This is a genomic window from Flavobacterium pectinovorum, from assembly GCF_006438875.1.
Classification (GTDB): domain Bacteria; phylum Bacteroidota; class Bacteroidia; order Flavobacteriales; family Flavobacteriaceae; genus Flavobacterium; species Flavobacterium pectinovorum_A.
In genome coordinates this window covers 107,452-121,610 of record NZ_RCZH01000003.1, presented here as the reverse complement: position 1 = coordinate 121,610, position 14,159 = coordinate 107,452, and the positions used below count along the sequence as shown (strand labels likewise).

11 protein-coding genes are annotated in these 14,159 nt (G+C 32.8%); all 11 read right to left on the bottom strand.

Features of this window, described 5'->3' with window-relative positions; genetic code table 11:
- Positions 1 to 5: 5 nt before the first annotated feature.
- The 11 genes from EAH81_RS04900 to ychF all read right to left on the bottom strand — a co-directional run bounded on the left by EAH81_RS04900 (position 6) and on the right by ychF (position 13,987).
- Positions 6 to 2,723, bottom strand: a complete 2,718-nt coding sequence (locus EAH81_RS04900; protein ID WP_140504385.1) for a DNA gyrase/topoisomerase IV subunit A — start codon at positions 2,721 to 2,723, stop codon at positions 6 to 8.
- 207 nt (positions 2,724 to 2,930) lie between these two features.
- Positions 2,931 to 4,154 (bottom strand): IPT/TIG domain-containing protein, encoded by a 1,224-nt coding sequence (locus EAH81_RS04895; RefSeq protein WP_140504382.1) that lies wholly within the window; start codon positions 4,152 to 4,154, stop codon positions 2,931 to 2,933.
- An 86-nt stretch (positions 4,155 to 4,240) separates the two neighbouring features.
- Positions 4,241 to 6,109, bottom strand: a complete 1,869-nt coding sequence (locus EAH81_RS04890; RefSeq protein WP_140504380.1) for a DNA topoisomerase IV subunit B — start codon at positions 6,107 to 6,109, stop codon at positions 4,241 to 4,243.
- 162 nt (positions 6,110 to 6,271) lie between these two features.
- Positions 6,272 to 7,447, bottom strand: a complete 1,176-nt coding sequence (pncB, locus tag EAH81_RS04885; RefSeq protein ID WP_140504378.1) for a nicotinate phosphoribosyltransferase — start codon at positions 7,445 to 7,447, stop codon at positions 6,272 to 6,274.
- Between the two features lie 90 nt (positions 7,448 to 7,537).
- Positions 7,538 to 8,521: a transglutaminase domain-containing protein gene (locus EAH81_RS04880; RefSeq protein ID WP_140504376.1), complete on the bottom strand. Its 984-nt coding sequence runs from the start codon at positions 8,519 to 8,521 to the stop codon at positions 7,538 to 7,540.
- A 51-nt stretch (positions 8,522 to 8,572) separates the two neighbouring features.
- Positions 8,573 to 9,550, bottom strand: a complete 978-nt coding sequence (locus tag EAH81_RS04875; protein ID WP_140504373.1) for a transglutaminase domain-containing protein — start codon at positions 9,548 to 9,550, stop codon at positions 8,573 to 8,575.
- Positions 9,551 to 9,554: 4 nt separating this feature from the next.
- Positions 9,555 to 10,079, bottom strand: coding sequence for an NADPH-dependent FMN reductase (locus EAH81_RS04870; protein WP_140504371.1), 525 nt, complete (start codon positions 10,077 to 10,079; stop codon positions 9,555 to 9,557).
- Positions 10,076 to 11,035 carry a YihY/virulence factor BrkB family protein gene (locus EAH81_RS04865; RefSeq protein ID WP_140504368.1) on the bottom strand — a complete coding sequence of 320 codons (960 nt, stop codon included), beginning with the start codon at positions 11,033 to 11,035 and terminating at the stop codon, positions 10,076 to 10,078. The genes EAH81_RS04870 and EAH81_RS04865 overlap by 4 nt, the downstream gene beginning before the upstream one ends.
- Before the next feature lie 107 nt (positions 11,036 to 11,142).
- Positions 11,143 to 11,817, bottom strand: a complete 675-nt coding sequence (locus EAH81_RS04860) for a lipoprotein (RefSeq protein WP_140504366.1) — start codon at positions 11,815 to 11,817, stop codon at positions 11,143 to 11,145.
- An 8-nt stretch (positions 11,818 to 11,825) separates the two neighbouring features.
- Positions 11,826 to 12,503, bottom strand: coding sequence for a TIGR02117 family protein (locus tag EAH81_RS04855; RefSeq protein ID WP_140504363.1), 678 nt, complete (start codon positions 12,501 to 12,503; stop codon positions 11,826 to 11,828).
- 389 nt (positions 12,504 to 12,892) lie between these two features.
- Positions 12,893 to 13,987, bottom strand: coding sequence for a redox-regulated ATPase YchF (ychF, locus tag EAH81_RS04850; protein WP_140504361.1), 1,095 nt, complete (start codon positions 13,985 to 13,987; stop codon positions 12,893 to 12,895).
- Positions 13,988 to 14,159 lie beyond the last annotated feature (172 nt).

Genomic DNA, 14,159 nt, shown 5'->3' with positions numbered 1-14,159 from the left:
TTATATTAGTCCAAAACTAAACCTATTTGACCATCGTCGTCTAATTCTGTTTCAACGGGATCGTCTTCTGATAATTCTGGTTTCTCTGGAATTTCTTCGACAGGTTCTTCATAAGGCAACGGATCTAATAAGTTAACTTGCTTTAATTTATCAGCTGTTAATTGATTTCCTAATGCTTTAAAACCTTTTACGGCTATAAAATCTTCAACATCTATGTGTAAATCTTCTTTTTGAACTCCTTTTACTTTTGCAAAAACCAATTGTGCCAATGGGCGATAATCTGTTGATACAATTTCCAGCTGCGAGTTTGGATGTTCTGTAATAAAACTTTCTTCCTTTTCACTTTCTACCAAGAAACGTTTTAAGAAATAACGTTCTTTTTCTCCATCGTAATAAATAGCCGAAATTGGTTTTTTAGGATTCCATTTCTCTAACACAATCATGTCTTCATCAAAGTGAGTCGATAATTCCGGAATTATAACTTTCAATTTACCGCTTTGATTTATGATTAAGATTTTGTCACTTGGTTTAAATTCTCCTAACAATTCTCCTCTGGCATCTACATTTAGACGTTTTACTGTATCATCAAACCAAACTTTTCTTGGCAATAAAGTCGAAATTCCTTTCTCTTTTAGTTCGATTTTCTTGATTGGATATTTTGTAACCAAATTTCCTTTTGAAGCACGACCTTTTATTGCCAATTTAGCAAAATCTATATCAAATTTCAATTTCTTAATTGTTCCAACCTGACGCAATAAAATGGTAATTACCTCAGCTTCGCCATTTGGATTATGCGAAAAATAAACGACTTGCGAACCTGCCGTTTCATTCGTTAAATCATACGGTTTATCACGCGTAACTCCTGAAACATTGAAACGTTTAATATACGATGGACCCGATTTTCCGTCACGATACATCATGTTATAAATCGTTCGTTTATCACTCTTATCAAATATCGCCACGTGAATAATATCTTTACCAACAAATGTTTTGGCATCAACTTTTGTTACCAGCATTTTTCCATCACGCAAAAACACAATTACATCATCAATATCAGAACAATCAGTAAGATATTCATCTTTTTTCAAGCTTGTCCCTACAAAACCTTCTTCACGGTTTACATATAGTTTTGTATTACGTAATACTACTTTTGTAGCCTCAACATTATCAAAAACACGAAGTTCTGTCTGACGCTCACGGCCTTTTCCGTATTTCTCTTTTAATTTGGTGAAATAAGCAATTGCAAAATCGGTTAGATTTTCCAAATGATGTTCCACTTCCTTCATTTCGTCTTCTAATTTGGCGATAAAATCATCGGCTTTATCAGAGTCAAAACGAGTAATACGAATCATCGGAATTTGAGTCAATCTTTGCAAATCATCGTCGTTGATTTCTCTAACGAATGATTTTTTGAAAGGCTCAAATCGGTCGTACAAATATTTATACAGCGATTCTCTATCTGAATATAATTTGAATTCTATATACATTTCTTCACGAATGAAGATTTTTTCTAAAGTGGAGAAATGCCATTTATTTTTTAATTCTTCTAATTGAATTTCTAATTCCTGACGAAGCAAATCTTGCGTTCTGTGCGTCGAAATTTTCAACATTTCAGAAACTCCGATAAACAAAGGTTTATTATCTTCAATCACACAACCCAAAGGTGCTACAGAAGTTTCGCAAGCTGTAAAAGCAAACAAAGCATCGATAGTTTTATCAGGCGAAACTCCCGGGAAAAGATGAATTAAAATCTCAACATCAGCTGCTGTATTGTCTTCAATTTTCTTGATTTTGATTTTACCTTTATCATTGGCTTTCAAAATACTATCAATCAAAGTCGTTGTATTGGTCGAAAACGGAATTTGTGTGATCACCAATGTATTTTTGTCTAATTGCGCAATTTTAGCACGAACACGCACACGTCCGCCACGAAGTCCGTCATGATAATTCGACACATCGGCAATACCTTGTGTCATGAAATCAGGATATAATGTAAACGCTTTTCCTTTTAAAATCTTGATCGAAGCATCAATTAATTCGTTGAAGTTGTGAGGTAAAACTTTAGTCGAAAGACCAACCGCAATTCCCTCTGCTCCTTGTGCTAACAGCAATGGAAACTTTACCGGAAGATTGTTTGGTTCTGCACGACGACCATCGTATGAAACTCCCCAATCAGTAATTTTTGGAGAATACAAAACCTCCAAAGCAAATTTAGATAAACGTGCCTCGATGTAACGAGAAGCCGCAGCTCCATCGCCCGTTAAGATATTTCCCCAGTTTCCCTGACAATCAATTAATAAATCTTTTTGACCAATTTGCACCATAGCATCACCAATACTCGCATCTCCGTGTGGGTGATACTGCATGGTGTGACCTACAACATTGGCAACTTTATTATAACGACCATCATCCAACTCTTTCAAAGAGTGCATAATACGACGCTGAACTGGTTTAAAACCATCTTCAATCGCCGGAACAGCACGCTCCAGAATTACGTACGAAGCATAATCCAAAAACCAATCTTTGTACATGCCCGTTACTTTGGTAATAACGTCTTCTCCTTCTTCTTCCTGATTTTCGTAAAAATGCTGTCCTTCAAAATTTTTAGCATCTACGTTAATAATTTCATCGTCATCTCCTTCTTGATTTTGGTCAAGCGGATTTTCATCTGAATTATTCTCGTCGTCCTTTGGAACTATGTTATCGTCTTCTTCGTCTTTCATTATTTTGATTCCGAAATTATTTATTCAGCCTTATTATTTTCAATTGTTTTGTGATTTTTAGAATAAAATCACTTATTGTTGTAATTTCTTACACAAATTCTATTCTCAATTATTCTCTTTTCTGAAATTATGCTTTTTATCTTTCTTGTTTTTTACAATCAATTAATCACAAGAATCACTAAATCAAACAATTAATTTTAGATATAATTATTCCAAAATCATTTTTCTCAATTCTCCATCTATCCAATCACTAACAAAAAGAGTTCTTCCATCTATATTCATAGCGATACTTGTTGGTTTATAAAATTCATTGTGATCTGCAATTGATATCACGTTACCTTTGGGCGTAATCATTCTTATTGAATTATTATCTGGATCTGATACATATAGATTATTATATTTATCAATTGCTATATCTAGTGGATAATTAAAAGTTGCTTCAGACCCTTTACCATCCTTATATCCACGTGTAGCTGATCCTGCAATTGTAGTAACAGTTCCATCTATAGCAATTTTTCTAATTCTGTTATTGTTATGATCTACAACATATAAATTGTCCATTTTATCAAAAACAAGTCCGTTTGGTTTGCTAAATTTCGCATCTTTAATATTTCCGTTTTGAAAACCACTCCCATTAGCACCTGCAAATATACTTAGTATTCCTGTTGGTGTTAATTTCATAATTTTACTAGTGTTGTACTCCGAAATATATAAATTATCTTTACTATCAAAACACATTCCTGAAGCAGCTCCAACTCTTACCAAAGCTCCATCACTGTTTCGAGGCCTGGTTAATGCTCCAGAAGGCGCATATTTAAATATATATCCATTTACATCAATTACATAAATATTATTATTGCTGTCTGCTGCAATTGCATTTGGAATATCAAGAACTAAATCATTTACAAATTCAGGATGATATGTTCCGTTTGAAGCAATTTCATCAACTCTACCGTCGCCAGCTGTAAAATATATGTTTCCCAATTTATCAATAGTGATCAAACCTGGAAATAGTTGAGTGCTAGCATATATTTTTTCATCTTTACGAACATAACTAAAAGTCACTGTAGGAATATAATCAAAATTAGTTATTTTAAATTCTTTACTATTCTTAACAATTCTTATAGTTGGATCTGTAACTTTATTGGGGACTAGTACTGTAATCTCATTTTCCTTAACCGATTGAACAGATGCGACTATTTCTCCAAAAAAAATACTAATATCTGATATATTTGTTCCTAAATTAGTTCCTGTTATAGTAAGCAATGTGTTTCTTTTTGCAAGAACTGGACTTACAGAAGCAATAGTTGTTTCTTTATTCTCAATATTAGTTGGATCATCTTTCTTAATATCTTCTTCACTACTATCATTACCAGAGCAGGAAATTAATATTGTACAAAACAAAAATGAAAACAGTATTTTTTTTATCATTACAATTTAGATATTTATATCTTCCTATTAGTTATTTTGAATTAGAACTCTTAATTAAATCGTGTATTTTTGATTTTTCAAAATTATTAAACTTCCTCAACCGCATCCAACTCTACCTTCAAGTTCTTGATAATAAACTCTTGTCTGTCCGGAGTATTTTTACCCATATAGAAAGATAGTAATTGCTCAATCGAAGTGTTTTTATCCATCATAATTGGATCAAGGCGAATTGTTTCTCCAATAAAATTCTTAAACTCATCTGGTGAAATCTCTCCCAATCCTTTAAATCGGGTAATTTCCGGTTTTGGTTTTAGTTTTTCAATAGCATCTCTTCTTTCCTCTTCAGAATAACAATAGATGGTTTCTTTTTTATTTCGAACCCTGAAAAGTGGTGTTTGCAAAATATACAAATGTCCTTCCTTGATTAATTCAGGAAAAAACTGCAGGAAAAAAGTAATTAACAACAAACGAATGTGCATTCCATCGACATCGGCATCGGTTGCGATTACGATATTGTTGTAACGTAATTTTTCCAATCCGTCTTCGATATCCAATGCTGCTTGCAATAAATTGAATTCCTCATTTTCATACACGATTTTTTTGCTCATTCCGTAGGAGTTCAAAGGCTTACCACGTAAACTAAAAACGGCTTGTGTATTCACGTCACGCGACTTTGTAATCGATCCGGAAGCCGAATCTCCCTCGGTAATAAAAAGCGTACTTTCTAAGTTTCTTGGATTTTTAGTATCAGGAAGATGCGCACGACAATCTCTTAATTTTTTATTATGAAGATTGGCTTTTTTAGCACGATCTGTCGCCAGTTTTCTAATTCCTGATAATTCTTTACGTTCACGTTCTGCCTGAAGAATTTTACGCAATAATGCTTCTGCAGTTGGCGTATTTTTATGTAAGTAATTGTCTAATTTATTCTTTACGAAGTCATTTACAAAAGTACGAACAGAAACTGCCGGTGTTCCATCATCAGAACCCATATCTGTCGAACCTAATTTAGTTTTTGTTTGTGATTCAAAAACAGGTTCCATTACTTTAATACTAATCGCACTTACAATAGATTTACGAACATCAGAAGCTTCAAAGTTTTTATTGTAAAACTCACGAATAGTTTTTACAATTGCTTCTCTGTATGCCGCTAAGTGCGTTCCTCCTTGTGTGGTGTTCTGTCCGTTGACAAAAGAATGATATTCTTCGCTATATTGTGTTTTACTGTGTGTTAAAGCGATCTCAATATCATGATCTTTTAAGTGAATAATTGGATATTCTAAATCATCTTCACTAATGGTTTCTTCTAATAAATCACGAAGACCATTCTCTGAAATGTATTTTTCACCATTGAATAAAATCGTTAAACCATTGTTTAGGTAACAATAGTTTTTAACCATTTTAATGACATATTCCATACGGAATTTGTAATTTTTAAAGATCGTTTCATCTGGCGTAAAGGTAACTTTTGTTCCTTTTCGCTTAGTTGTTTCAATTATATCTTCTTCTAAAACTAAATTTCCCGCAGAAAATTCAGCTCCTTTTTGTTTATCATCACGAACTGATTCTACACGAAAATAATTCGAAAGTGCATTTACTGCTTTTGTTCCGACACCGTTCAAACCTACTGATTTCTGAAAAGCTTTAGAATCGTACTTCCCTCCCGTATTCATTTTCGAAACTACATCAACCACTTTTCCTAACGGAATTCCACGTCCGTAATCACGAACCGAAACCGTTTTATCCTTGATAGTCACTTCAATAGTTTTTCCCGAGCCCATTACGAACTCATCGATACAGTTGTCTAAAACCTCTTTTAACAGAATATAAATACCATCATCCGGAGAAGATCCATCTCCCAATTTTCCGATATACATTCCGGGACGCATACGGATATGTTCTTTCCAATCGAGTGATCGAATATTATCTTCGGTATATTGATTTTGCTCTAGCATAAAGTAAATTGGATTTTTGGCTAATGTACCATTTATAGTCAAAAAATAAAAGCGTATTTTCTTTTTGTTACGATTAATAACAGCTTTGAATCCTATTTAAATTGATTTTAAAAAAACACACACTTTAAAAGTAGAAAAAATCAATTTCTAAGACAAAAATTACTACTTGATTCCCAGTACTTCTTTCGCCAAATCAATCATTTCGGGAGTTCCCGTATTTTTATTTTTTTCATCAGAAAGTTTTACAACTCCTTCCCAATGTCGATTTTCAAGTTTAACTTCTGTTAATTTTATAACCATATTCATCGACGGCAAGCCTACATCGTTGGTAAAATTGGTTCCGATTCCAAATGACATTTTGATTTTATCTTTACAAAAATCTGTAATGCTTTTTACTTTATCATAATTTAGAGAATCCGAAAAAACAATCACTTTAGACTTCGGATCAATCCCCATTTTATTGTAATGCGAAATTACTTTCTGCGCAAACTCAATTGGATCTCCGCTATCATGACGAACGCCGTCAAAAAGTTTAGAATATTTTTTATCAAATTGACTAAAGAAAATCTCTGTAGTATAAGTGTCTGTTAAGGCAATACCAAGATCCCCTCCGTAAACCTGTGTCCAGTGCTCAAGACTCATAAAATTAGCCATTTTGAACCCATATTGTGCCGCATGAAACATAAACCATTCATGAGCATGCGTTCCTAAAGGTCGTTTATTATTGACCATTGCAAAATGTACATTGCTGGTTCCTATAAAACTTTCAGAACCAAATGTTCGAAGCGTATCGTTTATCAAAACATGTACATCATAAGAATGACGGCGCCTTGTACCAAATTCTAAAATCGAAACTCCAAGCGTATTATAATTATCAATTTTATTTTTAGTCAGCTCTTTCACGGCTTCGTCGTTTACACGAATTAAATGATTGGCTTTATAATAAAGTTCCGAAATTAAGGCCATCAACGGCACTTCCCACAAAATGGTCCGATACCAATACCCTTCAACAGTAACTTTTATTTCAGATCCTTCCTGAGTGATTTGAACTTCTGAAGGATCATAAATATATCCCTGCAAAAAATCGAAATAGGTAGGATCTAAATATGGGCAGTGATGGGATAAATATTGTTTTTCTTCTTTTGTTAATCGCAGGTCAGCCATTGCATCAACTGATTTCCGAAGTAAATCTGCAAAACCCGGTGGAAAAATATGTTTACCTCTATTTATAAAACCGTAACGAACTCTTGCCTTTGGAAAAAGTTTTATAACAGTATGCTGCATCGTAAATTTATAGAAATCATTATCTAAAATTGATTTCAGGAAAGCTGTTTCCATAATAGAATTATTATGTTAATTTTCAAAACCTTAAATGCTAAGATACGTCAATTCATTAAAAGTAGAAAATCCTTCAAACAAACATCTCAATCATATTTGTTTCGGAACTATTTTGAAAGCGGCTAGAGCTTGGTTAGAGAGAAAAAAAGTTATAAATCGGCCATATTTTCTGTTATAAGTAACCTGAAATTCTAATTGTCCGTCTTTTTCTTTTGGATTTTCAATCTTGACATGCTCTTCTTTTTTATTCAAATAATAAAGATCCTCCAGTCTTGAAATATTTTTAATTTGAAAGGTTATTTTATCTCCATCATTTGCGTGAACAACTCCTGAAAAAGGGGCTGAAATTTCGCAGGAATTATCTACGAATTCATTATAAATAAGTGGTCCATTCAAAAATGCTTCTTTATTTCCGGTGTTACCTGCATACATTGACGACTCCGGGAAATGTGTCATGTAGAAATAATCAGGAGCCATATCAAAATAAATAGGCGTAAATTTCTTTACACTCACCTGACGCTTTTCATCAAAATATCCTTCTCCCCACGTAGCATCAATCAATATCCATTTTCCATCGATTTGAACTGTATTCCAGGCATGGTTTGATCCTAATCTTTTTCTGCCAATATCATTTAATAATCTTTTAGAATCTCCAGTTACAAACTGACATTTTAATCCTGATAATGTCGCCAACTGCTGGTACAACAAAGAAAATCCCTCGCATACTGCTTTTTTAGATCTAAATGCTTTCTGAGTGGTACTTGCATGCGCCAATTGAATTTGCTTCGCATTTTCTAATTCATTTTTAGAAGTAAAAGTTTTTGGTTCTGGCGGATCTAAATAAGTCTTTAAGTCATAATTCAAATTCAATGCAATCCAACTATAAATTGCTCTTGCTTTATCATGTTCTGATGTGAAGTCTTTTTGAATTCTTTCTGCTAATTTTTCTGGACTTCCAAAACTTGGGTATTTTAAAACAATACTATCCAATGCACTATATCTTTGAGAATAAGACGAATTTAAAAAAACAACATTCAAAAAAAGGAATACAAAGGCGATTTTTCTTATTGCCATAACAGGTAATTAGGTTTAGTTAGGTTAAAATTGAATAAATTTATTTTTTAATTATTTCGGAATTATTTTGAAAGAAGCTATACTGTTCTGATATAGAAAAAAAGTAATATAAGAGCCCATTTTTTTATCGTAGGTAACTTGAAATTCTAAAGCTCCTCTTACTTCTCTTGGATTTTCAATTTTAGCAGGTCTGCCCTTTTTCAAATAAAAAAGTGTATCTGTTTTTGAAATATTTTTAATTCTAAAAGTGATTTTATCACCGTCATTTGCTTCTATTATTCCTGAATTTGGCGATAAGATCTCATTATCTCCTTCGATTGTAGCATCAAAAATAAGTGGTCCGTTTAAGAAATCTTCTTTGTTTAGTTTTTCATTTAGATAAACTCCGGAATCAGGAAAATGCTTCGCAAAAAAGTACTTGGGATCGGTATCAAAATAAACCGAATTAAAATAATTCACCATTGCTTTTTTATTACTGTCATAATATCCTTGTCCCCATGTGGCATCTACCAAAATCCATTTTCTGTCAATCTGAACGATATTCCAGGCATGATTTGACTGTGAATTTTGACGACCAATATCGCTTAACAATCGCTTAGAATCACCACGAATCACTTCGGATTTTAAACCAACTAAAGACGCTAAGTGCTGATATAAAAGTGTAAAACCTTCACAAACTGCTTTTTGAGAATCAAATGCTTTTTGCCATGTTTTATCCTTTAAAGATTCTATCTGTTTTTGTTTTTCGGCTTCATTTCTGTAGCTAAATCTGATTGGTTTCGCAGGATTTAAGTACGATTTATAGTCATACTTTATATTTAAAGCAATCCAGCTGTAAATAGCTCTTGCCTTATCATGTTCAGTCGAAAAATCTTTTTCAATTCTTTCCGCTAAAATTTCCGTTGAACTAAAATGTTTTGGGTATTTCAGTATAATCTTATCTATCGCATTATATTCCTGCGAGTAGGAAAAGTGCAGGAAAATGGCATTTATAAAAAGAAATAGAATTGTAATCTTTTTTATTTTCATCGAATTAGAGGCAAGCTTTTATAATATCTTTTAGTTCCTTATCTAACTCGGTATTTGAAATTTTATTTTGTACTAAATCAAAATTCGCATTGAAAGTTGGCAATGAATACGTACCTTTTATTTGCGCTCCATATCTTGGCAAAGCATTATTTGCAATCTCTAAAACGGATGCGCCTCCTCTTGGTCCAGGAGAAGTTGCCAATAATAGCATCGGTTTTTGCTGAAAAACTTCTTTCGTTATTCTGGAACACCAATCAAATAAGTTTTTGAAAGCTGCAGAATAGTTTCCATTATTTTCTGCCAAAGAAACAACTAAAACATCTGCACTTTCTATCTTTTTCAGAAATGCTTTTGCAAGTTCATGCTGACCAATTTCTTTTTCTAAATCAACACTAAATAAAGGCATTGCAAAATCATTTAAGTCTAAAACTTCGACCTCTGCATTTTCAAATAAACTAGCTGCATAAGTTGCAAAATGTTTGTTGATAGAATGCTGACTGTTACTTCCTCCAAAGGCTACAATTTTCATGGTTTCTCTTTTTGTAATATTTCTTCTATTGGTTCTTTTTTTGGTTCGTCGATTTCATAAATCTCTTTTGCTATTTCTACAGAATATTCGTTTGGATAGATTTTTCCTCCATAAGATTTAGCATAGACTTTCGTAAATTCTGCTCCAAAGTACAGAATTATTGCCGAATAATACACCCAAACCAGAATTATTATAACAGAACCTGCCGCACCGTACACAGATGCAACTGTAGAACTTCCTAAATAAAAACCAATGGCAAATTTACCTATCATAAAAAGGATAGCTGTAACTCCTGATCCTATAAAAGCATCTTTCCATCTTATTTTTCCGTCAGGCAATGTTCTAAAAATAATGGCAAAAAGAGTTGTAATACTCGCTAGCACAATAACTATATTAACCACATAAAATAAATAAACTGTACTCTCCGGAAAATATACTTTTAGACGTGAACTCAGTAAATCTAAAGTTGTACTTATAAAAAGACTGACCAACATTAAAAATCCAACCGAAGCAATCATAGAGAATGACATTAAGCGATTTTGAATAAATTTTTTAATCCCTTTGTCTGGTTTTGCACGTAATCCCCAAATAAAATTTATAGAGCTTTGTATTTCAGCAAAAACTCCGGACGCTCCAATTAACAACATAACGATTCCGAAAACGGTTGCAAAAACATTATCGCCAGATAACTGCACATTTTTTATAGCTTCCTGAATTTGACTCGCCGCACCATTACCTACTAAACCATTAATTTGTCCATACAATTCTCCTGTTACAGCTTCTTCTCCAAAAAAGAAACCACAAATTGTGATGATAATAATTAATAAAGGCGGCAAGGCAAATATGGTGTAATATGCCAATGCTGCACTTAGTTTAATCGCATTATCATCGTTAAACTGTAAAAAGGTGTTTTTTAGAAGAAACCAGGTTTTGGAGAATATATTTTTGATTTTCATGTACTGCATTTTTGATATTCTCTCAAATTTATGAAATTTCCAAAAATTTTGAATTGTTGCTTTTTCGGCAAAAATTACATTTTTACCATGTGATTTTGAGCTTCTTTTTATTTTGAAACCTTATCATATTGCAGATCTGTCCCTAAATCTTTAATTTTTAAAATATCTTTAAACTCACGTCGGGTTGGTTTTATTAAATAAGAAGTTGAATCTAACATTATCCCTTTAATTTGGGTAACCGAATCTAATTTCTTTAAATCTTCTTTTTCATAAATATTTTTAAACTTAATTGTATTTTTTTCAATTGAAAGAAACTGAACATTCCAAAATATAGAATCTCTTCTACTTAATACTAATTGACCATTGATACGTTTTGCCTTGTTATTAAGTGAAAATCTAAAAATAGTGTCAATATCTTTACTTACTATTTCTAATGAATCCCCTTTTACTAACAGATCAAGTTTTTTATGTGTAGCTTTTTCTACTAATTGATGATTTTCAATATCAAATTCTTGTTTTAATGAATCCAGTTCATTTTTGTGAATTCTAATTTTAAAGTAAGATTCTCTTAAAATCCTGTCTTCTTCAATTCGAATAAAAATAGAATCACTATTCATATACAATCCTTTGAACTTAGCAGGAAAACCTGTTAATTCTGAATCATTATTTGGTTGCGGATTTTCAAAATAGAAAGTTAAACAACTATCACACGCTGGTCTATCAGCTTTTTTACAGGAAGTTAAAACGACAAGTAAAACGAGAATTAGTATTATCTTTTTCATAGCTGCTTTTATTGATAATGACAGAAAATCCCTTTATCATAAATCGTCCACAAACTTGCTTTTTGATTGGCAGCTTTCAAAGCACAATTTGCCCAGGTATTACAAGTATAAAAAAGACTATAACTTCCTTTGGCTTCATAAAAAGCATCTTTCTTTCCATAGCTATAACCTTGAATCCATTCCGGGTTTGTGGGATTATTAAAACTTTCTGAAATATAAGTTACTAACTTTTGATAGTCTTCTTTTGAAATCAGGATGCGTTTACAATTTTCGCCTTCTTTTAGTTGTTTAAAAAATGTAGTATGCATTGCTGACGAACTAACTCCAAAAATAGCTTTTAAAGCCGTACTTGCTTTTAAATCCGACCATTCTGGTGTATGTAAATAAAATCCTTTATCGCCCCAACCAAAACCTACAAATTGCATGAGACTGTCTTTTGATTGTGTTTGACTGAATTGGATTTCCTTCCTCCAATCTTTAATTTCATTCGTAATTGGAACTACAATATCAGTGTGAACTCCGTTTGAAAGTATGTAAATAGGAATTGCATCTTTTTCATCCACTTTTGCAATATCTGAATTCACAGTGATTTTAGAAATCAGATAAACAGAGATTACATATAAAACAAGAAAAGTAATGATTCCGAGGATGGTCCAGCCTAGAAATTTGAAGGTCTTTTTTAGCATTTGGTTGGTTATTTTAAGGTTTATAAAAAGGTCTTTTTTGTTGTAACCAATTTTTGAGCCAAAAAAATGATGGCACGCGGATAATACGGATTCGCTAAAGCGAAAGCGCGGATTTACACGGATTTTTTTTTGGCTTGTGTTTTTTTTTCAGAAATTTAATCTCATTTTTTGTCATTTCGACCGAAGGGAGAAATCACACTCGCTAATCGGTAAAGATTGGCGATATTCTTTGCGGAGTTTCTTGTGTGATTTCTCCCTTCGGTCGAAATGACAAACTTTACGCAGATTCCTTTTTTAACGCATAAAAAAAACTGCTGAATCTCTCCAGCAGTTTAGTCTATTCTCTTTATTCTATTTTCTATAATCTTGATTCTCTATTCTCCAGAATTTTAAACGTTAAAACGGAAGTGCATTACATCACCATCTTTTACGATATATTCTTTTCCTTCTACTTTGAATTTTCCTGCTTCTTTTGCTTTTGCTTCTGAACCGTATTGAACGTAATCTTCGTATGAAATAACTTCGGCACGAATGAATCCTTTTTCGAAATCAGTGTGGATAACCCCTGCTGCTTGTGGCGCTGTTGAACCAATATTGATTGTCCAGGCACGAACTTCTTTTACACCTGCGGTAAAGTAAGTTTGCTGTTTTAGTAATTTGTAAGCTGCACGAATTAAAACTGACGCTCCCGGCTCTGTTAATCCCATATCTTCAAGGAAAACCTGACGCTCTTCGTAGCTTTCTAACTCTGTAATATCGGCCTCTGCTCCTACTGAAAGGATAATTACTTCAGCACCTTCATCTTTTACTAATTCACGAATCTGATCTACATATTTATTTCCGCTTACTGCAGAACTTTCATCAACATTACAAACGTATAAAACTGGTTTTGCAGTAATTAATTGAAAAGATTCCATTAAAACTTCTTCGTCATTACCTTGAGGTACAACCGTACGAGCTGATTTAGCTTGTAATAATGCCTCTCTGATTCGGTCTAAAAGTCCTTTTTCAGTTTGCGCTTCTTTATTTCCGGTTTTAGCGGCACGATTTACTTTTTCTAAACGTTTTTCAACGGTTTCTAAATCTTTTAATTGAAGTTCAATATCAATTGTTTCCTTGTCACGAATTGGATTTACATTTCCGTCAACGTGAACAATATTATCATTATCAAAACAACGTACAACGTGAATGATAGCATTACACTCTCTGATATTTCCTAAAAATTGGTTTCCAAGACCTTCACCTTTACTTGCACCTTTTACCAAACCTGCAATATCAACAATATCAACTGTTGCCATTTGTACGCGTTCTGGTTTTACCAATTCTTCTAATTTGTTGATTCTTGGATCCGGAACGTTTACAACACCAATATTAGGTTCGATTGTACAAAACGGAAAGTTGGCACTTTGCGCTTTTGCATTAGATAAACAATTAAATAATGTTGATTTTCCAACATTTGGTAATCCTACAATTCCTGCTTTCATCTGTTGTTTCTATTTATTTTTTATTTGATCCCGACTTTCTCAGGTCTTATCATTAATGCTTCTACCTTAATATATAGGTGCTAACTTTATTGATATATAATTTATGTTTTGATTTTTTGTTTCTGCCGAAATGATATTTTTTGGCTTTAAAATTTTGCAAATATAAGATTTA

What these genes read in the sequence shown, in the direction of transcription:
- EAH81_RS04900 (WP_140504385.1), bottom strand. Translation starts at nt 2,723, where the DNA reads ATGAAAGACGAAGAAGACGATAACATAGTTCCAAAGGACGACGAGAAT.
- EAH81_RS04895 (WP_140504382.1), bottom strand. Translation starts at nt 4,154, where the DNA reads ATGATAAAAAAAATACTGTTTTCATTTTTGTTTTGTACAATATTAATT.
- EAH81_RS04890 (WP_140504380.1), bottom strand. Translation starts at nt 6,109, where the DNA reads ATGCTAGAGCAAAATCAATATACCGAAGATAATATTCGATCACTCGAT.
- pncB (WP_140504378.1), bottom strand. Translation starts at nt 7,447, where the DNA reads ATGGAAACAGCTTTCCTGAAATCAATTTTAGATAATGATTTCTATAAA.
- EAH81_RS04880 (WP_140504376.1), bottom strand. Translation starts at nt 8,521, where the DNA reads ATGGCAATAAGAAAAATCGCCTTTGTATTCCTTTTTTTGAATGTTGTT.
- EAH81_RS04875 (WP_140504373.1), bottom strand. Translation starts at nt 9,550, where the DNA reads ATGAAAATAAAAAAGATTACAATTCTATTTCTTTTTATAAATGCCATT.
- EAH81_RS04870 (WP_140504371.1), bottom strand. Translation starts at nt 10,079, where the DNA reads ATGAAAATTGTAGCCTTTGGAGGAAGTAACAGTCAGCATTCTATCAAC.
- EAH81_RS04865 (WP_140504368.1), bottom strand. Translation starts at nt 11,035, where the DNA reads ATGAAAATCAAAAATATATTCTCCAAAACCTGGTTTCTTCTAAAAAAC.
- EAH81_RS04860 (WP_140504366.1), bottom strand. Translation starts at nt 11,817, where the DNA reads ATGAAAAAGATAATACTAATTCTCGTTTTACTTGTCGTTTTAACTTCC.
- EAH81_RS04855 (WP_140504363.1), bottom strand. Translation starts at nt 12,503, where the DNA reads ATGCTAAAAAAGACCTTCAAATTTCTAGGCTGGACCATCCTCGGAATC.
- ychF (WP_140504361.1), bottom strand. Translation starts at nt 13,987, where the DNA reads ATGAAAGCAGGAATTGTAGGATTACCAAATGTTGGAAAATCAACATTA.